The organism is Acinetobacter sp. CIP 64.7 (assembly GCF_000369745.1).
GTDB lineage: Bacteria > Pseudomonadota > Gammaproteobacteria > Pseudomonadales > Moraxellaceae > Acinetobacter > Acinetobacter fasciculus.
Genome location: NZ_KB850178.1, coordinates 286,424 through 311,025 on the forward strand (window position 1 = coordinate 286,424; position 24,602 = coordinate 311,025).

The 24,602-nt window shown below is 42.5% G+C and carries 23 protein-coding genes; 9 read left to right on the forward strand and 14 right to left on the reverse strand.

The window, feature by feature from the left end; genetic code table 11:
• Positions 1 to 22: 22 nt before the first annotated feature.
• Positions 23 to 1,726, reverse strand: a complete 1,704-nt coding sequence (locus tag F890_RS03565) for a M61 family metallopeptidase (protein WP_005265747.1) — start codon at positions 1,724 to 1,726, stop codon at positions 23 to 25.
• Positions 1,727 to 1,901: 175 nt separating this feature from the next.
• Between F890_RS03565 and F890_RS03570 the strand changes: the two genes are divergently transcribed.
• The 3 genes from F890_RS03570 to slyD all read left to right on the forward strand — a co-directional run bounded on the left by F890_RS03570 (position 1,902) and on the right by slyD (position 5,371).
• Positions 1,902 to 3,215: a D-alanyl-D-alanine carboxypeptidase PBP6B gene (locus F890_RS03570; protein WP_005263415.1), complete on the forward strand. Its 1,314-nt coding sequence runs from the start codon at positions 1,902 to 1,904 to the stop codon at positions 3,213 to 3,215.
• Between the two features lie 250 nt (positions 3,216 to 3,465).
• Positions 3,466 to 4,752 carry an NAD(P)/FAD-dependent oxidoreductase gene (locus F890_RS03575; RefSeq protein WP_005263416.1) on the forward strand — a complete coding sequence of 429 codons (1,287 nt, stop codon included), beginning with the start codon at positions 3,466 to 3,468 and terminating at the stop codon, positions 4,750 to 4,752.
• A 136-nt stretch (positions 4,753 to 4,888) separates the two neighbouring features.
• A complete protein-coding gene (slyD, locus tag F890_RS03580; RefSeq protein WP_004278960.1) occupies positions 4,889 to 5,371 on the forward strand; it encodes a peptidylprolyl isomerase in 483 nt (160 codons plus the stop codon).
• Positions 5,372 to 5,538: 167 nt separating this feature from the next.
• Here slyD and F890_RS03585 read toward each other — a convergent pair whose 3' ends face one another.
• The 5 genes from F890_RS03585 to F890_RS03605 form a co-directional block, all read right to left on the reverse strand.
• Entirely contained in the window at positions 5,539 to 6,312 is a 774-nt protein-coding gene (locus F890_RS03585) for a M48 family metallopeptidase (RefSeq protein WP_005263417.1), read from the reverse strand.
• 112 nt (positions 6,313 to 6,424) lie between these two features.
• Entirely contained in the window at positions 6,425 to 6,733 is a 309-nt protein-coding gene (locus F890_RS03590; RefSeq protein ID WP_005265748.1) for a hypothetical protein, read from the reverse strand.
• A 160-nt stretch (positions 6,734 to 6,893) separates the two neighbouring features.
• Positions 6,894 to 8,213, reverse strand: coding sequence for an adenylosuccinate synthase (locus tag F890_RS03595; RefSeq protein ID WP_004278963.1), 1,320 nt, complete (start codon positions 8,211 to 8,213; stop codon positions 6,894 to 6,896).
• A 70-nt stretch (positions 8,214 to 8,283) separates the two neighbouring features.
• Positions 8,284 to 9,450, reverse strand: coding sequence for an ATP phosphoribosyltransferase regulatory subunit (locus F890_RS03600; protein WP_004278964.1), 1,167 nt, complete (start codon positions 9,448 to 9,450; stop codon positions 8,284 to 8,286).
• Between the two features lie 206 nt (positions 9,451 to 9,656).
• Positions 9,657 to 10,112, reverse strand: coding sequence for an Lrp/AsnC family transcriptional regulator (locus F890_RS03605; protein ID WP_004645552.1), 456 nt, complete (start codon positions 10,110 to 10,112; stop codon positions 9,657 to 9,659).
• 147 nt (positions 10,113 to 10,259) lie between these two features.
• Here F890_RS03605 and F890_RS03610 point away from each other — a divergent pair, with 147 nt between their 5' ends.
• Both F890_RS03610 and F890_RS03615 read left to right on the forward strand, forming a co-directional pair.
• The gene (locus F890_RS03610) at positions 10,260 to 11,009 is read left to right on the forward strand and encodes an AzlC family ABC transporter permease (RefSeq protein ID WP_005263420.1); all 750 of its coding nucleotides are present in this window, start codon (positions 10,260 to 10,262) and stop codon (positions 11,007 to 11,009) included.
• Positions 11,006 to 11,305, forward strand: a complete 300-nt coding sequence (locus F890_RS03615; protein WP_005263421.1) for an AzlD family protein — start codon at positions 11,006 to 11,008, stop codon at positions 11,303 to 11,305. Before F890_RS03610 ends, F890_RS03615 begins: the two co-directional genes overlap by 4 nt.
• Positions 11,306 to 11,347: 42 nt before the next feature.
• Here F890_RS03615 and F890_RS03620 read toward each other — a convergent pair whose 3' ends face one another.
• Together F890_RS03620 and F890_RS03625 are read right to left on the reverse strand one after the other, a co-directional pair.
• On the reverse strand, positions 11,348 to 11,644 hold the full coding sequence (locus F890_RS03620; protein ID WP_004278968.1) for a hypothetical protein: 297 nt from the start codon (positions 11,642 to 11,644) through the stop codon (positions 11,348 to 11,350).
• 192 nt (positions 11,645 to 11,836) lie between these two features.
• A complete protein-coding gene (locus tag F890_RS03625) occupies positions 11,837 to 12,859 on the reverse strand; it encodes a type I glyceraldehyde-3-phosphate dehydrogenase (RefSeq protein ID WP_004278969.1) in 1,023 nt (340 codons plus the stop codon).
• Positions 12,860 to 13,247: 388 nt separating this feature from the next.
• On the opposite strand from F890_RS03625, the gene alaS reads away from it, so the two are divergent.
• The 3 genes from alaS to csrA all read left to right on the forward strand — a co-directional run bounded on the left by alaS (position 13,248) and on the right by csrA (position 17,791).
• A complete protein-coding gene (gene alaS / locus F890_RS03630) occupies positions 13,248 to 15,941 on the forward strand; it encodes an alanine--tRNA ligase (protein WP_171054289.1) in 2,694 nt (897 codons plus the stop codon).
• 64 nt (positions 15,942 to 16,005) lie between these two features.
• A complete protein-coding gene (locus F890_RS03635) occupies positions 16,006 to 17,286 on the forward strand; it encodes an aspartate kinase (protein WP_004278971.1) in 1,281 nt (426 codons plus the stop codon).
• Positions 17,287 to 17,536: 250 nt separating this feature from the next.
• Positions 17,537 to 17,791: a carbon storage regulator CsrA gene (csrA, locus tag F890_RS03640; protein WP_004278972.1), complete on the forward strand. Its 255-nt coding sequence runs from the start codon at positions 17,537 to 17,539 to the stop codon at positions 17,789 to 17,791.
• Between the two features lie 95 nt (positions 17,792 to 17,886).
• Here the strand turns inward: csrA and rnhB are convergent, their stop codons facing one another.
• Together rnhB and F890_RS03650 are read right to left on the reverse strand one after the other, a co-directional pair.
• A complete protein-coding gene (gene rnhB / locus F890_RS03645; protein ID WP_004278973.1) occupies positions 17,887 to 18,474 on the reverse strand; it encodes a ribonuclease HII in 588 nt (195 codons plus the stop codon).
• A gap of 59 nt (positions 18,475 to 18,533) precedes the next feature.
• Positions 18,534 to 18,905, reverse strand: a complete 372-nt coding sequence (locus F890_RS03650; protein WP_004278974.1) for a hypothetical protein — start codon at positions 18,903 to 18,905, stop codon at positions 18,534 to 18,536.
• A gap of 217 nt (positions 18,906 to 19,122) precedes the next feature.
• Here F890_RS03650 and F890_RS03655 point away from each other — a divergent pair, with 217 nt between their 5' ends.
• Positions 19,123 to 19,686 carry a cytochrome b gene (locus F890_RS03655; RefSeq protein WP_004278975.1) on the forward strand — a complete coding sequence of 188 codons (564 nt, stop codon included), beginning with the start codon at positions 19,123 to 19,125 and terminating at the stop codon, positions 19,684 to 19,686.
• A 43-nt stretch (positions 19,687 to 19,729) separates the two neighbouring features.
• Here the strand turns inward: F890_RS03655 and F890_RS03660 are convergent, their stop codons facing one another.
• The 4 genes from F890_RS03660 to F890_RS18015 form a co-directional block, all read right to left on the reverse strand.
• The gene (locus F890_RS03660; RefSeq protein ID WP_004278976.1) at positions 19,730 to 20,083 is read right to left on the reverse strand and encodes a hypothetical protein; all 354 of its coding nucleotides are present in this window, start codon (positions 20,081 to 20,083) and stop codon (positions 19,730 to 19,732) included.
• A 46-nt stretch (positions 20,084 to 20,129) separates the two neighbouring features.
• Positions 20,130 to 21,131, reverse strand: a complete 1,002-nt coding sequence (locus F890_RS03665) for an adenosine deaminase (protein ID WP_004278977.1) — start codon at positions 21,129 to 21,131, stop codon at positions 20,130 to 20,132.
• 76 nt (positions 21,132 to 21,207) lie between these two features.
• A complete protein-coding gene (locus tag F890_RS03670) occupies positions 21,208 to 22,530 on the reverse strand; it encodes an NCS2 family permease (RefSeq protein ID WP_005265750.1) in 1,323 nt (440 codons plus the stop codon).
• A gap of 987 nt (positions 22,531 to 23,517) precedes the next feature.
• Positions 23,518 to 24,340, reverse strand: a protein-coding gene (locus F890_RS18015; RefSeq protein ID WP_085064288.1) for an IS5 family transposase whose coding sequence is annotated in 2 segments (ribosomal slippage) — positions 23,518 to 23,958 and positions 23,960 to 24,340 — 822 coding nt in all. Because the reading frame shifts where the segments join, the coding sequence is not laid out codon by codon here.
• Positions 24,341 to 24,602 lie beyond the last annotated feature (262 nt).

The following is a 24,602-nucleotide window of genomic DNA, read 5'->3' on the forward strand; positions in this document are numbered from 1 at the left end:
TAAATGACGAACAAGTGAAGCTTTAAGCTTTAAGCCATTTCTCGACTTTAGCCGGATCTTCCACTTTCAATTCCACTTCGGTCAGTTCAGAACCCGCGGCTTGAACGTCGAAGGTCATCATTTCATCACGACGGAATGCATGTACCGTAAAAATACCTTGCTGTTTTGCATAGCTTTCAATGAGTTTGGTCGTTGCTTTTAAGCCATCAATTGCAATAATGACATCATTGGCAGAAAGGCCAGCGAGCACAGCGGCACTATCACGACGCGCAGATTGAACCAGCACACCTTCCGGCTTATCTGCCAGCTTTAGACCGAATGGCAAAGACTTGTCATTTTTCAGGCTATAACCCATACCAAACTCAGGGAAGAGCTGATCAAGCGGCAATTCATCTGTGGTATTGATCAAGTGATTAATCTGTTCTGACCAATCATCACCAGTCAGCTCTTTGCATAATTCAAAGATTGTCCGTTCATGTACCTGAACACCCTTCTGAGCGTTTTCATACAAACGACGCATCAGGGCATCCAGACTTGAACCACGTAAACGCAGACCTAAGTCTAGGCACAATGCAACTAAACAACCTTTGTTGTAATAGCTGGTACCCGCATTATTCGAGTTTTCATCCTGACGATAGAATTTCACCCAGGCATCAAAACTGGATTCAGACACTGACTGAATCGCACGCCCTGGATTTTGTAAATAACGGTCAATCTGTGCTTTTAACAAAGCAATATACGATTCCTGATTAATCACGCCACTGCGCAGCAAAATCAAATCATCGTAATAAGAGGTAAAACCTTCAAAGATCCATAACAGAGAGGTATAGCCTTCTCTGTTTAAATCATAGTTAACAAAGTTTTCAGGGCGAATGAATTTCACCAACCAGGAATGGAAATATTCATGGCTACATAAGCCGAGGAAACGCTGATAATCTTTCGACGGTTCTTCAGGTTCATTGGCTTTCGGCAAGTCATCACGCGGTGAAATCAGGCTGGTAGAATTTGGATGCTCCAAACCGCCATAGCTATTGCCGGTTGCCATGGTCATAAAGGTATAGTCTGTAAACGGCGCTGAACCAAACATTGAAATTTCTGTGGCACAGATTTTTTCAATGTCCTGCTGCATACGCGCGGCATTCATGGCATGTTTACCTGAGACCACAAATTCATGTGGAATGCCATTTGCTTCAAAACTGAAACGGGTTTGTTCTGCCAGCTCAAATGGTGCGTCAATCAATTCGGCATAGTTTTTGGCTTTGAGCGTGAAACGGCCTTTGACCAGACTTTTGGCTTGCATACCGGTTGCCAGCTGAAAATGCTTTAATTCATCTGGCAGGAAAATTTCCAGTTCAATTTCTTTATTTTCCTGACCTTCTAGCCCTAAACATGCACAAGCCGGGTTCACGTAGAGACGATTTTGATCCACATATGCACCACGAACGGACAGATCATAGGCATAGACATCATATTCCACTGTAATCAGTTCATGATCAGTATTGAATAAACGCCATTTGTTCTTTTCAAATTTCTGGATCTGTAACTGGCGCCCATCTTCATCATAGGCTTTAACTGCTTCAATGTGCTTGGAAAATTCCCGGATCAGATAGCTTCCCGGAATCCAGGTCGGCAATGACAGGACTTGGGTTGGGTCCGCAAGAAAACGAACAGTCACGTGAATAAGATGCTGACGATAATCGTCAAATTCAATTTGATAATGCAACATAATGAACGATATAAAATTAAAATAAATGAGATATAGCTTAGCTTAGCATTTTTTAAGCCAGTATGGTTTAGCTGTCTTATTTGTCTACATTTACGACTAGCTATCTGTATAAAAAAGGCATAGCATGCGTGAAAATTAAATCGTTCAACACCCAGCGGGTTATCAAGGAACACCATTGAAATACATCATCTCACTGATTGCGGTATTCAGTTTATTTATTTCTGCATTTTCACATGCTGCCCTACTCAATATTGTGCCTGAAAGCGTTGAAGCTGAAGCCTGGACCATTCTGGATTCACAGTCTGGTCAAGTCATTGCAGAGCACAATGCCGACGTTCAGCGTGCTCCGGCTTCGCTGACCAAAATGATGGTGGCTTATATTGCCTTAAAGGAAATTGAGGCCGGAAAATTAAATAAAAATGAAGTGTTAACCGCGACCTCTGTGGTTAAAACCGTGATGTGGGATGAGTCACAGATGTACCTGAAAGAAGGTGATCTGATTTCAGTCGATCAGCTTCTGGCGGGCTTAATTATCATGTCTGCCAATGATGCCGCGGTGACGCTGGCTGAGAAAATTTCGGGTGGTATTCCGCAGTTTGTTGAACGTATGAATCAGGAAGCCAAAGCACTGGGCATGCAACATACCAATTTCCAGAATCCGGCCGGTATTACCATGCCTGAGCATTATTCGACTGCCGCCGATTTAGCCAGACTGTCTATGGCGGTGGTGAATGAAACTCCGGATTATCTGTATTATTCCAAGCAGCCAAGCTTTACCTACAATCAGCATTTTCATCGTGCGACCAACCGTGTGCTTCAGGTCGATCCTACAGTAGATGGTTTAAAAACCGGTTTTACCCGTGCAGCGGGCTATAATCTGGCGCTGACAGCCAATCGCGTCACCGCAGATTTTGAAATGCCAAATCGCCGTCTGATTGTGGTGGTGCTGGGTACTAAAAGTGCAGCAAAACGCGCTGAAGTATCACATAAGCTGATGAATCTGGCTTATACCTATACCCGCAATGAAGTGGCGATCAAAGATCAACAGCTACTGGCTGAATTGCCTGTGATTAAATCCACTTTAAAAATGTTTAAGGTGCAAACCAAGCAACCGCAGATCATTACCACTTCTTTATATGATCAGGGCTACAGCATTGACCTGAACCAGTTTGATCAAACCCAACAGCGTGTCATGCTGAATACAGGTGATGGCGTTTTAAAAAGTATCGAGCCATTACAGGAAACTCAGACTCATATCAATGTTGAAGTGAAAGCATCTGAACTCATTGCACCTTTGGCGACCATGATGCCTTTGGCGACCATTCAGGTTTATCAGAATAATCAGTTGATTCGCACCATTCAAATTGAAGATCATGTCGAAATTGAAGAAGCCAATCTGTTTCAGAAGTTCTTTAGCTGGCTACAAGGCTTATTCGGTTTATTTTCAGACAATACACCAAGCGTAAAGCTTTATCCTTTAGATAGATAATAGCGCTACATCTCAAGTCACTTTTCTTTAAGCTAGAAGATCTCCTCTCTGATCTTCTAGCAGATTCCCTTTATCAATCTCGCTCTCCCCTTGCTTCCTCAAAGCAGCGATACTTACCTGCTCTCACAGAATTGCTACGTTTTGTAATTTGTATAACAATTTTAATCAAGACGCGTTTTAGTGCATGCCATAGTATATTTTCTCTCTATTTCTCTTATTTTTATTAAAAAAATAAACAGGTTAATCATATATGACAGCACATAAAATCGTGATTGTGGGTGGTGGTGCCGGTGGTCTGGAACTGGCGACTCAGCTGGGTGAGAGCTTGGGTAAAAGCGGTAAAGCCCAGATTATTCTGGTCGATCAAAAACTGACACACATTTGGAAACCGCTGCTGCATGAAGTTGCCGCAGGCACCTTAAATCCACATGAAGAAGAAACTAATTATTTTGCCCATTCAGCCGCACATCATTATGAATTTGTCTTGGGGACATTTACCGGTCTGGATCGTGAAGCGAAACAGATTGTGGTAGAAACAGAATATTTCTCCAAAAAAGCCCAAGCCAAGAAGAACCAGCGCATCGACTATGACACCCTGGTACTGGCCTTGGGTTCTACCTCGAATGACTTTAATACCGAAGGCGTCAAACAGTTCTGTCATTTTCTCGACAGCCGTCCACAAGCTGATATCTTTCAGCAGGATCTGTTGCATCTCTACTTGAATGCTCAACATGAAGCTTCGAGCCGTGAACTGAATATCGCGATTATTGGCGCCGGTGCAACCGGAGTAGAACTGGCAGCTGAACTGGTGGAAGCCAAACACAATTTCTTTAAATATGGCTTAAACAAGGTCGACCCAAATAAAGTCAAAATTACCCTGATTGAAGCGGCGGATCGTATTCTGACTGCACTCTCGCCGAAAGTCGCCGAACATACCATGCAACAGCTGGAAAAATTTGGCATTGAGGTTTTGACCAGTCACCGCGTGGCCAAGGTTGATGAAGACAAGATTTATTTTGCAGATGGCTCAAGTCTGGATGCCGAGATTAAAGTCTGGGCTGCAGGCATCAAAGCACCTGAAGTCTTGGCACAACTGCAAGATATGGAAAAAGACAATATTCACCGGTTGAAAGTCTACTCCACCCTGCAAACCAAATCTGATCCAGACATTTTTGCTTTTGGTGACTGTGCACACTGCCAGCCTGCTGCAGATGAACCAGTCTTGGGTCCACGTGCACAAGTGGCTAGCCAACAGGCCAATTTTCTGGCGAATGCCTTGAAAGCGCGTGTCAATGAAGAAAACTATTTACCGATGTTTAAATTTTCTGACAAAGGTTCACTGATTTCCTTAAGCCAGAATAAAGCCGTCGGCGAGTTGCTCGGTCAGGTGAATGTTCAAGGCTTTGTTGCCAAGTCAATGTACGTTTCTTTATACCGAATTCATCAGGCGACCATTCATGGTTATGCGCATGCCGGCATTCTGACTGCAAAAGATTTTGTTACACGAAAAATTTCTCCAAAGCTGAAATTGCATTGAAATTCCAGAATTTGGCCCAATCAATGAAAAAATCGTCAACAAAATTGTCAAATTGCGTTTTTTTGCTAATTTTAGTCTACAAAAATGCAATTTCACTTTATGATGTACCCTTAAAAAATTGAATGGATCAATTAACATGACTGCTATTGCAAATAACCTCGTGGTTTCTTTCCACTACACATTGACTAACGCAGAGGGTGAAACTCTCGACCAATCTCAAGGTGAACCACTTGCCTATTTGCACGGTGCAGGTAACATCATCCCAGGTTTAGAAAATGCGTTAGAAGGCAAAACTGTAGGTGAAAAATTCACTGTAAACGTTCCTGCTGCTGAAGGTTATGGCGAATACAACCCTGACCTAGTTCAAGAAGTTCCTGCGCAAATGTTCCAAGGCGTAGACAACATTCAGGCAGGCATGCAGTTCCAAGCTCAAACTGATGACGGCGTGCAAATCGTAACTGTTAAAGCAGTTGAAGGCGACAATGTTGTTGTTGATGCTAACTTCCCACTTGCTGGTCAAGACCTGACTTTCGAAGTTGAAATCGTATCTGTTCGTGAAGCTTCTCAAGAAGAATTAGATCACGGTCACGTACACGGTGTAGGCGGTCACCAACACTAAGATCTTATGATCTTGAGTGAAAAAAGGCAAAGTCTGACTTTGCCTTTTTTATTGCCTGAAAATAGCCCGTAGAATATTAATCACCCAATTAGCTATAAAAAAAAGCAGAGCCATTGCCCTGCCTTTCCAATCCGATCAAGATCTCCTTTTACAGGATGATTAGTGGATTATTTGTTTTGGTTATAAATCTGCATGGCTGCTGGCAACTGTTGACGCATTTGTCCAATACGCTGGCTATTCGATGGATGCGTAGACAGGAAGGTTGCACCACTGCTGCCACCGAGTTTGTTCATTTTTTCCCACAGGGTAATGGCTGCATTCGGGTTATAACCTGCGCGCGCCATCAGCATTAAACCACCTTGGTCAGCACGGCTTTCCAGATTACGCGAGTATGGCAAGCCAATTCCGATCTGACTACCCAATTGTGCGGCTGCAGCACCACCTTGACCCACACCTGCTGCATTCAAGCCGATACCCAAGGCCAGATCAGTCAGGGCCTGAGCACCGATTTTCTGCTTAGAATGCTCTTCTAAAGCATGCACCATTTCATGACCCATAATCGCTGCAATTTCAGCATCGGTCAGATTCAGTTTATTCACGATACCCGTATAGAATACAACCTTACCACCTGGCGCAACAAAGGCGTTAACCTGGTCAGATTTGAGCACAGCCAATTGCCACTGGAATGCCGTACCGGTTTGATTCATCTGGTTAGCAACCGGTTTCAAACGGTTAAATACATTATTAATCCGTTTATAGGTCGCTGAACTGGTATCCAGTTGACCTTTGTTCTTCGCATCATTGACCATGGCATTATAGCTTTGGCTCGCAGATGCATTTAAGGTCGCAGTATCTGCCCCTGCCATATCGGCAATGGTGGTACAACCTGATAATGTGACGACTGTAGCAGCAGCCATACTCAATAAAAGTTTATTCTTCATTATAATTTACTCCACCTTGGCTCAAGGGCAATTTACATTGTAAAAATTATAAGTGAAAGCGCGTAGCAGCTAAACGCTTAATTCATTCACCTTCTTATAAATTATGTAATTTTTAAGCCAAATACTGTATCGCCAACCAATAAATCAGACAAATAATATTGAGGCCCAAGTAAACCTGACTGAGTGGTTTGATTTTCTGTTCAAGCATTTCGTCTTTACGTTTGAAATATAAAAAAGCATTTTGCAATAAAATAATAGGCACTAATATACATGCAATAATGACACTCAGACCAATCAGCACCGCATAAATCACTTCGGAGTTTTGGGTTTGCGCACGAATAATCATCATGGCCATTGTTGGCGCCCCGCCCATCGCGAATAACAATGAATAAAACATGGTCGCCGATATATTTTTTTGCATCCTGCTGCTCATTTTTCTTTCTTTATATAACACTATGTTAAAGCACATCACGTGGTATTACCGATGCAACTTTAGTCTTGAAATACCTGCATAAATTTAACATATAAAAAAACCCATCCGGAGATGGGTTTTTATCATTCAAGCTTTAGTCAAATGAAGATTAAGCATCAAACGGGTGGCGAAGAACAATGGTTTCTTCACGGTCTGGACCCGTTGAAATGATGTCGATAGGACATTCAATCAACTGCTCAAGACGTTTTACATAGTTCAATGCAGCTTCTGGCAACTGATCCAGTGATTTCGCACCGAAAGTTGACTCAGACCAGCCTGGCATAGTTTCGTAAATCGGTTTTAAAGTTTCGAATGCAAGCGCATCAGAAGAACCGACACAACCAGAATCTGCAGCTTCATAACCCACACAGATTTTCACTTCTTCCAAACCGTCAAGAACGTCAAGTTTAGTCAAGCAAATACCAGAAAGTGAGTTTACGTCAACTGAACGGCGTAGAATTTCAGCATCGAACCAGCCACAACGACGTTGACGGCCAGTAGACGCACCAAATTCATTACCAATCGTACCGAGGTGTTTACCAATCGCATCACCCGTGTCATTTGCAGCGTCATAGACCAACTCGGTTGGGAATGGACCTGCACCTACACGCGTTGTGTATGCTTTAGTAATACCCAGTACATAGTCAAGATGCAAAGGACCCAGACCTGAACCAGAGCTTACGCCACCAGCAGTTGTATTCGAAGAAGTTACATACGGATATGTACCATGGTCAACGTCAAGAAGTGAACCTTGCGCGCCTTCGAACATGATGTTGTCACCGTTTTTACGGTAGTTATGCAATTCAGTAGTTACGTCCACAACCAGTGGCGCAACAACTTTACGCCATTCGTCGCAAAGTGCCAGCACGTCTTCCAGTTTAACTGCTTCAACACCGTAGTATTCAGTCAGCTGGAAGTTATGGTAGTCCAGAAGTTCAGTTAACTGAGCAGTAAGATGTTCACCACCACGTACCAGGTCAGCAACACGTACTGCACGACGCGCTACTTTGTCTTCGTATGCAGGACCGATACCACGACCTGTCGTACCAATCTTCGCATTACCACGTTTTTTCTCACGCGCCTGGTCAAGTGCGATGTGGTTCGGAAGAATCAATGGACAGTTTGGAGAAATGCGTAAACGTTCTTTAACAGGAACGCCTTCTTTTTCAAGAATGTCCATCTCTTTGATGAGCGCTTCAGGAGAAAGAACAACACCGTTACCAATTAAGCACAATACGTTTTCACGTAAAATACCTGATGGAATGAGGTGTAAGACAGTTTTCTTACCACCAACCACAAGAGTGTGACCTGCGTTATGTCCGCCTTGATAACGAACTACCGCTGCCGCTTGATCTGTGAGCAGGTCGACGATTTTACCTTTACCTTCGTCGCCCCATTGGGTACCAAGTACCACAACATTCTTGCCCATAATAGCCTCATTACATCATGCTGTTAAAGTTGAAAGCCCCGCTCAGCGACATGAACACTGAGCCAAGCAGTTAAATCGTTTTGACTGTCCACTCACCATTCGCATTCACCAGCTGGTGCGTCGCATATGGAATCGAGTTTAAATCATCATTACCCAGTAACTGAATTACACTTAAGCCTTGTGCACGAATATTCTGAATTGCATTCAGAAGTTCTGCATCAGTGCCTTTAGGTGCAACCACGACCTGTACCGCATCAAACTGGCCTGCGCTTAAAGCATATAAGTCACAAGAGAAACCGGTTGCCGGACGCGCACGGCCAAAATGTTCACCAATGCCATCATAACGGCCACCTTGTGCCAGTGCAGCTGCACGGTTCGGTGCATAGACTGCATACATCAAGCCAGTATGATAATGGTATGAACGTAATTCAACCACATCAATACCAATACTCAAGTTTGGCCAACGGGTTTGAACTTCGTCTTTGGTGGTTTGCAAGACATTAAAAGCCTGCGTAAATGCTGGATTTGCCAACACTTCAGCACTTAAATGCGCTTGTAATGCATCCAGGTCGCTGGCATAGCGTCCAAGTGCATAGAAATCCTGACCAAATTTCAGGTCTGCCGTGAATTCTTCTAATTCTGGCAAAGCCTTACGCTGGTATAAATCAGATAATTGCTGTTCAGCGACTTTGTTTAAGCCGGCTTGAGCCACCAGACTGCGGAATAAACCGACATGACCTAAGTCCAGATGAATACCATCTGCCAGACCTGTTTCCTGAATCAGACTGATCATCAAGTCGACCATTTCTACATCGGCATCGATGCTGTCTGAACCAAATAGCTCCGCACCTAACTGTAGTGGCGCACGCGAAGTGTTAAAACCGCGAGGCTTAGTATGCAGAACGGTTCCTGCATAACAGTAACGTGCAACACCTTCCACTGGATGTACATGCGCATCAATACGAGCCACTTGTGGTGTCATATCGGCACGCACACCAAGCAAACGACCAGAAAGCTGATCGATTACCTTAAAAGTGGCTAAGTCTAAATCTTGATTCGATTCTGAGAGAGAAGATAGAGATTCGATGTATTCAATGAATGGCGTGTACACCAGCTGATAACCTCGAGATGCAAGGAAATCCAGTGATTTACGGCGCAGACTTTCAATAACTTGCGCTTGTTCTGGTAATACATCAGCTACACCATCAGGTAATAACCATGTCTCTGAAATGGGCATGTTGTAAACCTAAATTCTTGTCAGCGCGGAACGAATCCGCATAAAAAAATCGGGAGCACACCCGATTTCTCCTAGTCTAGCACGATAGTTTTGGCTGTGCATCGCAAATTTTATAATTTTCGCTACCTGATGAAATCAACAACAATAGTGTCAACTATCAGCGTTTTAATGCACATTCAAAACAAATAGCATGAAAAAATCCGGTATTAAACCAAAGGCAATGCAGTCGTGCTTTTAACCGTTTGCAATGGAATTTCAGTTTTTACGCTTTGAATGCAGGGAATTTGGGTTAAATGATGAATCTGAAATTTACGATAGGCATCCAGATCAGCCACCACAATTCTTAAAAAGAAATCACAATCGCCCGCCATTAGCTGGCATTCAACCACTTCTGGCATTTCCTTGATCGCTTCGACAAATTGGTCGACCACGGCAGCTTCTTGAGACTTGAGCCAGACACGTGCAAACACACTCATCGCCAAATTGACCTTTTGCGGATTCAGCAGCGCGACATATTGCTCAATCACACCATCATCTTCCAGCTGTTTCACCCGTCTTAAACAGGGTGACGGTGACAAGCCAATTAATTGAGCCAGTTCATTATTTTGTAGTTTTCCATTCTTTTGCAGCTCATGCAAAATGCGTTTATCTATTTGATCCATATTTATATTTTGGCATTTAAAACCCTTTAAATTTAATTTAGCGCAATTTAATTTCAAATAAAACTCAAATATCTTTCATTACAATAGCAAATAGCCTGAATATCGCCATAAAATATGGTTTAGTTTTGCAGTACCCAAGTCATTTCCATGCTTTTGTTTAGACAAAGCACCGCAGCGGTGGTTGTTCCTACCGATTTCAGCGAATTTCAACGTGGCATGAAAGATTCTATCCCCATGCTTTTAGGGATTATTCCCTTTGCGCTGGTGTTGGGTGCGACGGCGGTACAGAAGAATTTCAGCTTGCTCGAAGTGCCGTTACTGACAGGTCTGAACTTTGCCGGTGGTTCTGAGTTTGCCATTTTGGAAGTCTGGAGCAGTCCGCCAAATTTACTCATGCTGATGTTCATTACCTTTCTGGTAAATAGCCGGCATCTGTTGATGGGTGCCAGTTTGGTGCCGTATTTAAAGCATCTCCCGAATCGTAAAGTTTTTCCGGCGCTATTTTTTATGGTCGATGAAAGCTGGGCGCTCGGTCTAGCTGATGCACAAAGGAAACAGGCGCACTTGGGTTATCGTGCTGCGTTTAGCATGCCTTATTATGCTGGCCTGTGTTTTTGCCTGTACTTGATGTGGGTCGGATTTACCACACTCGGCGCCATGCTTGGACCTGTATTAGGTGACATCAACCGTTTTGGTTTCGATATGGCCTTTCCTGCTGTATTTCTGGTGTTACTGAGAAGTATGTGGAAAGGTTTTGAGGCTGCCCGGCCATGGCTGGTCAGTTTAGTCTGTGCGGCTTTGGCTTATTTATATTTACCTGCGGGCTGGTATGTACCGATTGGCGCCTTGTCTGGAATCGCTTCGGCATTTTTCCTGATTCAAGAGGATCAAACATGATCCAGATGAGCACCTTGGTGGCCATTATTCTGATTGCTGCGACCACTTATTTAACCCGGATCTTGGGCTATGTCTTGTTAAAAAATAAAACACTAACACAGCGCCAGCGAAAAATTCTGGAAGTAGTCCCCGGCTGCGTGCTGATTTCAGTGATTGCACCCTATTTTGTACGCGACCATCCTGCAGACCTGATCGCCTTGGCTTTAACGCTATTTGCCGCTACACGTTTTGGATTATTACCGACCGTCGCCATCAGTATGGTTTCTGCTGCAATTTTAAGAATTTTAATAATCTAACGCTAGAAAAACCCCTTTAAATGATCTCTAAAGGGGTTTTGTTTATTTCTGTGGATCAACCACTTTGGTCAGCAAACTGACCAGTTCGGCATTTTGCAATTCAACCTGCTGAAGTTTGGCTGTGGTCTGATCCAGCACTTCCTGCTGCACATGCATTTTTTTGGCTAGATCCTGCATGATTTCCAGGGTCTTTTTTAAATTTTCTTCCAGATGCACGATTTTTTCTTCGACTGGCACGCCTTCCACGCTACGTGGCTCATCACTCTGATTAAACTGCAGCCAGATCAGAAAAATTACCGCCAAAGTCAGCAGTATAATAAATCCCCAAACCACCATCATGTGCTTGCTCTTATTTCATTTTATTGTCTTTATCTTAACGAAAAATGCTGCAGATAACGTAAATAATTCAGCCTCAATTCCTGATTTTCGATCAATTACCGGCAAATTCTCTTAAAACATGGCTTGCAGAATATTTACAGGCAAGAAAAAAGCACCGTATCTCGGTGCTTTTGAGGTTTAGATAACCCGAACTTAATGAAATGATTCACATAAATCCAGCAGACGGTTGGCATAGCCCCACTCGTTATCGTACCAGGCAAAGACTTTGGCTTGATGCCCAACGACTAGAGTCTGGGTCAAATCCACAATCAATGAATATGGGGAATGATTAAAATCACTCGATACCAATGGCTCATCTGTCACGGCCATAATTTCCGCAAAATCCTGCTGGGCAGCCTTGATCAGCACTTCATTCAGCTTGTGATCGGTAATCGGCGACTGGGAGACAAACGTTAAATCAATCGCGGCCACATTAATGGTCGGCACCCGAATTGAATAACCATCAATACGATCTTCCATTTTTGGCATGACACGCTTTAAGGCACCGAGTGCGCTCGAAGTCGTAGGAATGATGTTATGGCCTGAAGCACGTGCACGACGCAAATCACGATGCGCATGATCCAGTACCGACTGATCCGCCGTTACAGCATGGATTTCAGTCATCAGGGCGCTAGTGATGCCAAAAGCATCATCGACAATTTTGACCAGTGGCACCAAAGCCTGTGTAGTACAAGAAACACTGGAAATGATCTGGTCCGATGCTTTGACTTCATGATGATTGACACCATAGACAATCGCGGCATCGACCGTATCAAAAGGTGCTGCGCCGATAATCACACGTTTCGCCCCTGCTCCAATATGCTGGGTCGCGGCTTCACGAGAACGGAACAGTCCAGTACATTCAAGCACTACATCTACCGCCAAGTTTTGCCAAGGCAACTTAGCCGGCTGCGACTCACACAAAACCTGTACTTTTAATGCAGCATCTTGATAGCTGATATGCATATAGATATGTTCAGTATCATAGCTGAGATCCACCTGCCCCGGAAAACGGCCATGGGTCGAGTCATATTTAAACAGGTGAATCAGGGTTTCAACATCGGCAATATCGTTAATGGCAACGATTTCAAAATTAAAATCTTTCGGGTTTTCAAACCATGCACGCAGTACATTCCGTCCAATACGCCCAAATCCATTGATTGCCACTCGTTGCATGACTCGACCTTTTATATGCCTATTTTAAAACTCTTCTATGTTAAAGGATTTCTGGCGCCGTACATTAAAAAACTTCAGTGAAAATACTGATTTTCGATTATTTTATTTCTGATCCATCCGTCTGTATCTGGGTCATTTAAAATTCCAGTTATTTTTAATGTGATGGATATCCACGAATTCTACTGTGGGAAAATTCAATTTAATTATTCAGCGAAAAACCTGAGTAAATAAATCCTTCGCAATTGGTTTTAAAATGATTGGTGCATACTGCTTTTTCCGTTATAATTTGGCGTTTTAAATTTTTAAGCCCCGCATTGCAGCAGAGCTCTTGTATGCTTGTCAGACTGTGGTGTTTTAGCCAAATCGGAAATTATGGAGTGACTTGGTTGTGAGTACTCGTTTTATGACATCAGCTGAAATTCGTGAAGCATTTTTGCGTTACTTTGAATCGCAAGGGCATACACGTGTCGCGTCGAGTTCTCTAGTACCTGCCAATGACCCAACTTTGCTGTTCACCAATGCTGGTATGAACCAGTTTAAAGATTGCTTCTTAGGTCTAGAAAAACGCGATTATGTACGTGCAGTGTCATCACAAAAATGCGTACGCGCAGGTGGTAAGCACAATGACTTAGACAATGTGGGTTATACAGCACGTCACCACACTTTCTTTGAAATGTTGGGTAACTTCTCATTTGGTGATTACTTCAAACGTGATGCGATCAAATTTGCCTGGGACTTTTTGACTAACGAAGAATGGCTTGGTCTTCCTAAAGATAAACTCTATGCAACCGTTTACCACACCGATGATGAAGCCTTTGACATCTGGAACAAAGAAATCGGTCTAGACGCTTCTCGCATTATCCGCATTGGCGATAACAAAGGCGGTCAATACGCATCAGATAACTTCTGGGCAATGGGCGATACCGGTCCATGTGGTCCATGTTCTGAAATCTTCTTTGACCACGGTGAGCATATCTGGGGTGGCCTGCCAGGCACGCCTGAAGAAGATGGTGACCGCTTCATTGAAATCTGGAACAACGTTTTCATGCAGTTCAACCGTACTGCGGATGGTGTATTACACCCTCTTCCAGCGCCTTCTGTGGATACAGGTATGGGCTTGGAGCGTATTTCTGCCGTTTTACAGCACGTCAACTCAAACTACGAAATCGACCTGTTCCAGCATTTACTTAAAGCTGCGGCTGAAATCATTGGTTTGAACACTACAGCACTTGAAGCTGAGGCTGCTGAGAAAGGGACACCAGTTCAGTATCCTGCTTCATTGAAAGTCGTTGCGGACCATGCACGTTCATGTTCATTCTTGATCGCTGATGGCGTAAATCCATCGAATGAAGGCCGTGGTTATGTACTACGTCGTATTATCCGTCGTGCAGTACGTCATGGTAACAAATTAGGCGCAACAGGTTCGTTCTTCCACAAAATGTTGAAGCCACTGATCGAAGTGATGGGCGATGCATACCCTGAACTTGCTGCTCAACAAGCACGTATCGAAGCACAACTTCTTAAAGAAGAAGAACAATTTGCCAAAACACTTGAGCAAGGTTTGAAATTGCTTGAAGGTGAATTGGCACAGTTAAAAGGTTCTGTGATTCCGGGTGAAGTAGTATTTAAACTTTACGACACTTACGGCTTCCCGACAGACTTGACTGCAGATATCGCACGTGAACGTGACTTAACTATTGATGAAGCTGGTTTCGAAACTGAAATGGCTGCACAGCGTCAACGCGCACGTGATGCAGGTAAATTCGCGATCGACTACAACAGCGTAGTTAAAGTTGAAGGCGAAACTCAGTTTGATGGTTATGACGCAACTGCAGGTGAAGGTCAAATCATCGCAATCTACAAAGATGGCGAGCAAGTTGATGAAGTGTTTGAAGGCGATGAAGCACTGATCGTACTCAACCAAACACCTTTCTACGCAGAAAGCGGCGGTCAAATCGGTGATACAGGTATCTTTAAAAACGATACTGGTATTTTCGAAGTTCAAGATACCAAAAAATCTGGTGGCGCATTTGTACACCAAGGTATCGTGACGATGGGTAACTTGAAAGTTACTCAAAATGTAGAAGCAACAGTAAAAGCAGATATTCGTGCAGCAACTGCGCGCAACCACTCTGCGACTCACCTGCTACATGCTGCGTTACGTCAAATTTTAGGTTCACATGTACAGCAAAAAGGTTCATTGGTTGCATCTGATGTGTTACGTTTTGACTTTGCCAATGACCAACCTGTAAGCTTTGAACAGCTGCAAGAAATTGAACGTTTGGTCAATGCTGAAGTGATTGCCAATACTGCGGTGTCTACTGAACTTCTGGATATCGAGTCTGCGAAAGCTAAAGGCGCGATGATGCTGTTTGGCGAGAAATACGGTGACGAAGTACGTGTACTGTCTATGGGTTCAGTGATTGAAGAGAAAAACTTCTCAATCGAACTTTGCGGTGGTATTCACGTAAAACGTACCGGTGATATCGGTCTGTTCAAAATCACCTCTGAAGGTGGTGTGGCAGCCGGTGTACGTCGTATTGAAGCAGTAACAGGCACTAAAGCAGTTGAAGTTGCGCAAAAAGCCGATCGCGATATCAATATGATTAACGGTTTGCTCAAAGCACAAAAAGACCAGACTTTAGAAAAAGTTGAAGCGTTGGTTGATACTGCATCGAGCTTGCAGAAACAGATCGAACAACTCAATCAAAAACTTGCTAGCCTGCAAGCCGGTGAACTTCTAAGCCAAGTTCAAAGCATTGCAGGTCGTGCAACCTTGATTACAACTGTTGAAAACATGGATGCGAAAGCACTTCGCAACCTGCACGACGGTGTGAAATCAAAATTAGAAAATGCAGTGATTGTTCTTGCAGGTGTAGAGGGTGACAAGGTGAGCTTGATCGCATCTGTGGCAAAAGACTTTACTGCTTCTATTAAAGCAGGTGACATCATCAAACATTTAGCGAATGAGCTAGGTGGTAAAGGTGGTGGTAAACCTGACTTGGCACAAGGTGGCGCGCCACTTAACGAGAAGTTTGCTCCAGTGATGGCAGATTTAACTGCCTGGCTTGCAGCAAAATAAAACTTCAATTTTGTGTAACTGACCCTGATGGGTACATCAGGGTCATGGCTTATATGGAACAACTATGGCATTAATCGTTCAAAAATATGGCGGTACCTCTATGGGTACTCCCGAGCGCATTTTAAATGTTGCTCGTCGTGTAAAGCGCTGGCATGACCACGGCCACAAGGTAGTGGTAGTGGTATCAGCAATGAGTGGCGAAACCAATCGTCTGCTTGCTTTAGCGAAGGCCATTACCGAAACCCCTGACCCACGTGAACTAGACCAAATGGTATCTACGGGTGAACAGGTTACGATTTCTATGTTAGCAATGGCGCTGAACTCAATTGGAGTTGAAGCAAAATCACTAACAGGTCGCCAGGTTGGCATGAAAACCGACAGCTCATTCAATAAGGCACGTATCGAATCCATTGATACTGAAGTCCTAAACTCAAATCTGGATGCAGGCCGCGTACTTGTCGTTGCCGGTTTCCAGGGTTTTGATGAACATGGCAATACCACCACTTTAGGGCGTGGCGGTTCTGATACTTCAGGTGTTGCAATTGCTGCCGCCCTCAAAGCAGATGAATGCCAGATTTATACCGACGTTGACGGTGTATATACCACCGATCCACGTGTTGCACCAAAAGCAAAAAAAGTTGATCGTATTTCATTTGAAGAAATGCTTGAGATGGCGTCACTCGGTTCTAAAGTCCTGCAAATTCGTTCAGTTGAATTTGCTGGTAAATACCAGGTGCCTTTACGCGTATTATCAAGTTTCGACAATGACAACGATGGCGCATTCGACGAAGAGTTTAAGCAAAACGTTGGTACACTTATTACGACTGAATTGGAAGACAATATGGAACAGCCAATTATCTCCGGTATCGCATTTAACCGTGACGAAGCAAAATTAACTATTTTAGGCGTGCCTGACGAACCGGGTATTGCTTCTAAAATTTTGTGCCCGATTGGTGATGCCAATGTTGAAGTGGATATGATTATCCAGAACGTTGAAGAAGATGGTACAACTGATTTCACTTTTACTGTGAACCGTGGCGAATTAAATAAAGCCAAAGCCATTCTTGAAGCAACTGCTCAAGAAATTGGTGCACGTGAAGTTGCGACTCGTTCAGATATCGTAAAAGTATCGATCGTAGGTGTCGGTATGCGTTCACATGCCGGTGTAGCGAGCAAAATGTTTACAGCATTGGCAGATGAAGGTATTAACATCCTGATGATCTCGACGTCTGAAATCAAGATTTCTGTGATCATTGAAGAAAATTATCTTGAACTTGCGGTTCGTTCATTGCATACCGCATTCGGTTTAGACCGTGAACAAGGCGAATCTAGCGCACGTGCTTAAGCGTTAAGACAGAATATTGTCATTGTTTGACAGTATTTTATAAAAGTCTACAAAAATGCAGAGCCACTATAGTTTTTTTTATAGTGGCTCTGTTATATTAAGCCTGAGGATTTTTAACCAGCTGAGATAGATTAAAATCTTTCACCCAGATGACAGAATTTCTATCCAGATCTTATTTTGTAATTTTTGGTTGTGCTTTTTGTTTTACATTCAATAGATTGCAGGTTTTGCATTTTGCAAGGAGAAAAACATGCTGATTCTGACTCGACGCGTCGGGGAAACTTTAATGATTGGTGATCAAGTCAGTGTGACTGTGCTTGGTGTAAAAGGTAACCAGGTTCGTATCGGGGTAAATGCTCCGAAAGAAGTCTCTGTGCACCGTGAAGAGATTTACCAGCGTATCCAGCATGAACGTGCAATGCATGAACATCTTCAACATATCGATCAAGATTACCAACCTTCTTATGAAGACGATAGCCAGACACAAAATAACTTTAACCGTTAATGTTTGTGCGAAGAATAAAGCGGCTTTTGAGCCGCTTTAAATTTGTCTAAATTTTATACAAAAATATTAAATACTTAGATAATTTAAAATAAAACTTAAAGTTCTGCACCCTGCTGTAATGCTGCAATCACCTTTTTTACCGGCCCAAAACTGCGACGATGCTCATCAATCACGCCATGTAAGGCAATCGCTTCAAAATGTGCCTTGGTCGGATAACCCTTGTGCTTGGCAAAGCCAAATTGCGGATGCTTCTGGTCCATCTCGATCATCTGATGATCACGGGTTACTTTCGCCAGAATACTGGCTGCTGAAATTTCAGCATGCAGTGCATCACCACCCACCACGGCATCACAGCTCATAGCAAGGCCCTGTGGAATCTTGTTGCCATCGACCAATACATGCTCAGGCTGAACTGGCAAAGCTTCTACAGCACGGCGCATGGCCAGCAAAGAAGCTTGCAAAATATTATGTTCATCAATCTCTGCCGCAGAAGCCTCAGCAATGGCCCATGCCAGCGCTTTTTCCTGAATCTCGATAAAAAGTTTTTCACGCTTCTTTTCAGTGAGTTTTTTAGAATCATTTAAACCCTCAATCGGGTTGTTCGGATCCAAAATAACTGCCGCAGCGACCACCGAACCCACTAATGGCCCACGCCCTGCTTCATCTACACCAGCAATCTTCATGTCTATTTTTCCATAAAAAATAGGCTGAACCAGTCAGCCTATTTCAATTTAATCTTGGCTTAGTTTACAGCTTCAGCTACACAAGCGTTAATGGTTTTTGCAACCACATTGCCGACAATCGTCGCACGTGCTGCCGGGTCAATCGCTGCAGTCGCCAAATCTACCGCTGTTACGCTTTGGGGTGCTTTTTCGCTGACACAGCCACAAATTTCAGTCTGGATATTCTGCTTTTGGGTCGTAGTCATTAGACGTGTAGCTGTTTGCCATGCTGGAATATTATTCAGCTCAGTCGTACATTTTGCATTGATCGCGATTTTAAGCGCAGCCCCACCCAGCTGTTGAGTCGTGGTTTGCGTTTCAGGGCTGCCTGTTGTTGCACAAGCCGATAAAACCAAAGTAAGCGGAGCAAGTGCAGCCAATAATTTTTTCACAGATCTGTTCCTTGTTTATTCATATATGAAGCGTGACGCTATTGTGCCGAAATTCACCTGAATAAGAAATCTATAAATCATCCTGAATGTTTAATCTGCACCCAGCCATTTCAATGGATGTTGCATGAAAGCCACCATAGCGTTGCAGATTTGGAATTGCTGGGCTGATTCGCCCTTTGCTAAGGTGCATCCATCTTTGAGGGCAATCGAAAATCACATGGAAAAAGTACAATATTACACGCGCACGGTACAATGGTTGCACTGGATCATGGCAGTTATCTTTATTGCGGCCTGGCTGATTGGTTTTTATAGTGGGAATTTTTTAAGTTATGAAGTCGATGGCAGCTTTAAAGGCGATGTCATCACCCTGCATAAAAATATCGCCACCACCATTATTTTCCTGTTGGTTGTGCGAATTTTCTGGCGTTATACCCACCCTGCCCCTGAACTACCGGACACTATGTCACCCCGGATGAAAACTTTGGCACATGCAGGTCATCTGGCTTTGTATTTTATGCTGATTGCCCTACCTGTCACCGGCTGTTTATATAGCTGGAGTCTGGGCTATCCAGCACCAGTGCTATATTTATTTAACCTGCCGGCACTGATTTCAGAAAATCCGGCTGTAACCGCGATCGTAAAACCCCTGCATATCTGGCTTTCCTGGGCAGTTGGCTTACTTTTAGTTGGACATATTTTCGCAGCACTGAAACATCATTTTATCGATAAAGATCATGTACTCAACAGCATGACCCGACAATCCAAATCTTCTAAAAAATAATCTGCAAAACCACACTCAATCAGCTTTCATTGCAAAGCTGATTTTATTTTAAGAACTCGGTCATGCAGCCTTTCAGACTGTTTGCAATAGCCTGTTGCGTGAGTTTTGACTTTACTTCTTCATCCAGAGTCGCTTTCAGTAAAGTGCTTGCCGGAATATCCTTGAGTGCATGCTCACCTACACATGAACAGACATTTTGCTCAAGTTCAGCTTTATTTTTGTCCTGCATAAAATAGGTCGAGGCAGTCCAGAATTTAGATGCTTTCAATTCTTTTGCACATTGGTATTCAATCACGGGTTTTAAAGTACGCTGTGTCAAAGTCATATCTGCATTTGAGCAGGCAGATATCAACACGCTACTGATGAGTAGAATTACATGTTTCAACTTCATATCCATTTATAAAAAACAAAGGCAGAGCGTACCCTGCCTGTTATCTAAAAACTTAAACCAGGGCACGGATCTGGTTGATCCATTGCTCTTTATCAGCATCGGTAATAAAAGAAGCTTCAAATGAGTTGATGGCCAACTGCTTCAATTCCTCGTTGCTTAAATCCAGTGCTTCAGCAATGGCAATAAAATTGTCATTCATATAACCACCAAAATAAGATGGATCATCTGAATTGACCGTGACATGCACACCTTGCTGTAAGAGGCGACGGATATTATGCTGCTGCATATCATCCACGACGCAGAGTTTCAGGTTTGACAATGGGCAAACCGTCAGTGGCATCTTTTCTGCGATCAGGCGCTGCATTAACGCCGGATCCTCTTCCGAACGTACACCATGATCAATACGATTTACTTTCAGCAAATCTAAAGCTTCCCAGACATAGGCTGCCGGGCCTTCCTCACCTGCATGTGCTACAACCAAGAAACCTGCTTCACGCGCTTTAGCAAAGACACGTTCAAACTTTGAAGGTGGATGCCCGACTTCACTTGAGTCCAAACCGACTGCAATAATCTGGTCTTTATAAGGTAAGGCCTGTTCCAATGTTGCAAATGCAGCATCTTCACTTAAATGACGCAAGAAGCACATAATCAGATGTGAACTGATACCAAGTTTAGTTTTGGCATCATCACAGGCTTTTTGCAAGCCGTTGATCACGGTTGCAAAAGCAACGCCACGATCGGTATGGGTCTGTGGATCAAAGAACATTTCAATATGCACGACCCGGTCTTCAGCACATTTCTCAAAATACGCCCAGGCCAGATCATAAAAATCCTGTTCATGAATCAATACAGTAGCACCAGCATAATAAATATCCAGGAAGGACTGAAGATTATGAAAGTTATAGGCCTGTTTAACTTCTTCAACAGATTTATACGGGATGGCAATTTTATTACGCTGAGCGATCGCAAACATTAGCTCAGGCTCAAAAGTGCCCTCAATATGAACATGAAGCTCGGCTTTTGGCAAAGCTCGAATCAACTCAAGACGGTTCATCGCTTCTCCTCATGAAACCTAAAATAATAAAAAAAGGGTGCAAACTGAGTTTACACCCTTTCCAAATCTAGAAAAATTAGCCGCCAAATAGTGCGAATTTAAGCGTCCATAGTACTGCAACAATCCAGACCATATACGGTACAGTTGATGCCTTACCGGTTAACAATTTGATCAGTGCATAGCTAATGAAGCCCATCGCAATACCATCCGCAATCGAATAGGTAAATGGCATAAATACAATGGTTAAAAATGCAGGGACTGCTTCTGTAATGTCTTCCCAGTCAATATGCACGATACCTTGAATCATTAAGACACCGACAAATAACAGCGCTGGCGCGGTTGCAAAGCTTGGTACAGACTGTGCCAATGGTGCCAGGAACAAACAGGCAACAAACAGGATACCGACTACGACGGCAGTTAGACCTGTACGGCCACCGGCTGCTACGCCTGCAGAAGATTCAATGTATGGTGTAGTCGATGAGGTACCTAAAGCTGCACCTACAACAATTGCAGAAGAGTCAGCAAAAAGTGCTTTTTTCAAACGCGGCAGTTTGCCATCTTTCAACAAGCCTGCACGGTGTGAAACACCTACGAGCGTACCGGTTGAGTCAAACAGATCAACCAGAAAGAAGACAAAAATCACGCCAATTAAACTGGCAGTGAACAGACCTTCAAAGCTCATTTGCATAAATGTGGGTGCAATCGATGGCACTGCGCCAACCACACCTTTAAATTCACTCAGACCCAATGCTGCTGAAATACCGGTTAACACCAAAATACTGATGATGATCGCACCACGCACTTTAAAGTGATGCATCACAACAACCAGAAGGAAACCAAATAATGCAAGTAAAACCGATGGTTGTTTTAAATCACCCAAACCTACCAATGTAGCGGGATTATCCACAATCAGGCCGGCATTTTTCAAAGCAATCAGCGCAAGGAATAAGCCAATACCACCACCGATGGCCAGTTTCAGCGACATTGGAATCGCATTGACAATGGCTTCACGGATTTTGAATATGCTGATCGCAATAAACACAAGACCGGAGATAAACACAGCCCCAAGTGCTGTTTGCCAAGGCACACCCATTCCCAAACATACGGAATAGGTAAAGAAGGCATTCAAGCCCATGCCTGGTGCAAGTGCAATTGGATAATTTGCAATCAAGCCCATGACTAAACAGCCAATCGCGGCTGCAAGACAGGTTGCTACAAAGACAGCCCCATGATCCATCCCCGTTTCGGACAAAATCATCGGATTGACAATAATGATGTAACACATCGTTAAGAATGTTGTCACACCGGCAAGAACTTCTGTACGGAAACTGGTTTTGTTTTCACTCAGTTTAAACAGACGTTCAAGCATACTTTCTGAAGATGGATTAGGAGTCGTCATGACCTAGCCCCTATTGAGTAAACTTTATGCTTTAAGCAAGCCGTCAAATAAATGAAATTTTATAAAAAAATTCATCAATTTTAAGGATGTGTTAGCAACGAATATGCCAGCATAGCCATTTGACGGTTTAAAATGTTGGAACAGCTTACAGCCCCAGGGCTATGCTATAAAAACCCAAAAAAAATCTAAACAAAAAAGCTGCATAACCTTTATGCAGCTTTATTTTCTCGATTTAAATCAAATGCTTAACAAGATGAATTCTGCTTCATCCTGATCGTTGGCAAATTATAACACATTGATTTCTTATTGCTTATTTGATTTTACACTTTATTAGAAATTAATATATTCCAGGTGAATATTTAAAAAATTTTATTATATTTATTATGTTTTTAATTTTACTAATCCAGCCCAATTGGCGGGAGGAAGGTAGTACAAGCTGCTTAATGTCGATGCCGATTGGATTCCAGCAATTTGCTTGAATCACGTCCATCGTTCAAGACATGACGGATCTTTTCATATTTTCTGATTTCGGACTGTTTATGGACACAAAATCCTAATAAACTGATCATTAAGGCAAAAACAGGGATAGCATATATTTTCATTTTTATTATGCTGCTTTGTAACACTATGCAATTATGCTAACAAAAAACCTAACAAACTTGTGACATAGTTTACATTTAACCCGATAGAAGGCATTTATTTATCCTCTAAATATTAATTTTATGTCGTTTTATTTATTAATACTTAATTAATTTATAATTCTTTTTTCAAAAAATCGATCCTATTAAAAATCCTTTTAAAAAAAACTAAATAATTGAATTTAATATATTTTTTAAACCACCTAAAAGAAGTTTATTCAAAATTAAGATATGGAGATAAATGAAATCTAACCTATTCAATAGAAATTATTTCGATTTATTTTATCGGCCTTTTCCAAGAATGCTCAACTTTAATTTTTAGAATAAAATAGATCTCTTGCGAAAGTCGTTATTGCAAGTTCATCCGGTTTACCAGTGCAGCGATTAAGTTAATGCGTAAACCGAATCTTTTCCGTCTATTTCGATAGCGTTCACTTAGTATTCTAAATCTTTTCAATTGACTGTTAATATGTTCGATTACAACTCGTATTTTTCCAATCATTTTATTGTAATTTTTCTCAGCATCAAATAAGGGTAAATTCTTCTTTTTCTTTATTGGCATCAATAATTTAAAGCCATCTTGCTCTAACCCATAGTACCCTAAATCGGTCATAACATAGTCACAATGTTTGAATTTCTTAACTGTTTTTCTTGCCAATTTAATATCATGCTGACTGCCAGACGATATATCTACTCCTATGATTTGTTTGCTCTTCGGATGATAGATCACTTGGGCTTTTAACGTATGTTTCTTCTTTTTACCACTGTAGAACTTACTCTGATTTTTTTTTCGGGCGTTCTATTAAACATTCTGTCGCATCAATAATTACCCAGTTAAATTGTTCGTCTGCTGTGGTAATGCTTCGTTTTGGCAGGGTAAAACGTCTTGATTTCATTAATGCATCTTCAACCTTTTTAATAGTTCGATTCACATTACTTTCAGCGATATGGTAATTTGCCGCCAATTCCAATTGGGTGTTGTAGCTCCGTAAGTAATTGAGTGTTAATAATAATTGATCCTCTATAGCTAAAGTATGAGGACGCCCTAATTTCTTTTTAAGTGATTCTGCTTCTTTTAAAACTTCGACCATTTCACTAAAAACTGCTCGAGGTACACCAACCAAGCGCTGGAATTCAGAATCTGAAAAACGATTTAATTTCTGATATTTCATGAAATCTATATTGAGGCAGTTTTTACTTTCGCAAGAGGTCTAATGATCTAAATAAGGGAGATTTTGCTAGGGATTTCAAGATGTTTAGCGATATTTTTTATTTTTAATTACCTTGAAGCTCTACCTGATATTCAAGAATTACAGATTTTATAGTTGTCATGATGCTGTCTATTATTCCCTACTCACATCACATGCATGTACATAGTTCAAGAACCTAACCATAATAACGACATCCCAATATCCGGCATATATATCCTCATGC

Coding starts and splice junctions, on each gene's coding strand:
- F890_RS03590 (WP_005265748.1), bottom strand. CDS start 6,733: ATGCAAAAAAATATATCGGCGACCATGTTTTATTCATTGTTATTCGCG.
- F890_RS03605 (WP_004645552.1), bottom strand. CDS start 10,112: ATGGATCAAATAGATAAACGCATTTTGCATGAGCTGCAAAAGAATGGA.
- F890_RS03665 (WP_004278977.1), bottom strand. CDS start 21,131: ATGAACCGTCTTGAGTTGATTCGAGCTTTGCCAAAAGCCGAGCTTCAT.
- F890_RS03660 (WP_004278976.1), bottom strand. CDS start 20,083: ATGGATATGAAGTTGAAACATGTAATTCTACTCATCAGTAGCGTGTTG.
- F890_RS03585 (WP_005263417.1), bottom strand. CDS start 6,312: ATGAAGAATAAACTTTTATTGAGTATGGCTGCTGCTACAGTCGTCACA.
- csrA (WP_004278972.1), top strand. CDS start 17,537: ATGCTGATTCTGACTCGACGCGTCGGGGAAACTTTAATGATTGGTGAT.
- slyD (WP_004278960.1), top strand. CDS start 4,889: ATGACTGCTATTGCAAATAACCTCGTGGTTTCTTTCCACTACACATTG.
- F890_RS03670 (WP_005265750.1), bottom strand. CDS start 22,530: ATGACGACTCCTAATCCATCTTCAGAAAGTATGCTTGAACGTCTGTTT.
- F890_RS03620 (WP_004278968.1), bottom strand. CDS start 11,644: ATGATGGTGGTTTGGGGATTTATTATACTGCTGACTTTGGCGGTAATT.
- F890_RS03600 (WP_004278964.1), bottom strand. CDS start 9,450: ATGCCCATTTCAGAGACATGGTTATTACCTGATGGTGTAGCTGATGTA.
- F890_RS03575 (WP_005263416.1), top strand. CDS start 3,466: ATGACAGCACATAAAATCGTGATTGTGGGTGGTGGTGCCGGTGGTCTG.
- F890_RS03655 (WP_004278975.1), top strand. CDS start 19,123: ATGGAAAAAGTACAATATTACACGCGCACGGTACAATGGTTGCACTGG.
- F890_RS03610 (WP_005263420.1), top strand. CDS start 10,260: ATGCTTTTGTTTAGACAAAGCACCGCAGCGGTGGTTGTTCCTACCGAT.
- F890_RS03595 (WP_004278963.1), bottom strand. CDS start 8,213: ATGGGCAAGAATGTTGTGGTACTTGGTACCCAATGGGGCGACGAAGGT.
- F890_RS03615 (WP_005263421.1), top strand. CDS start 11,006: ATGATCCAGATGAGCACCTTGGTGGCCATTATTCTGATTGCTGCGACC.
- F890_RS03565 (WP_005265747.1), bottom strand. CDS start 1,726: ATGTTGCATTATCAAATTGAATTTGACGATTATCGTCAGCATCTTATT.
- rnhB (WP_004278973.1), bottom strand. CDS start 18,474: ATGAAGATTGCTGGTGTAGATGAAGCAGGGCGTGGGCCATTAGTGGGT.
- F890_RS03625 (WP_004278969.1), bottom strand. CDS start 12,859: ATGCAACGAGTGGCAATCAATGGATTTGGGCGTATTGGACGGAATGTA.
- F890_RS03635 (WP_004278971.1), top strand. CDS start 16,006: ATGGCATTAATCGTTCAAAAATATGGCGGTACCTCTATGGGTACTCCC.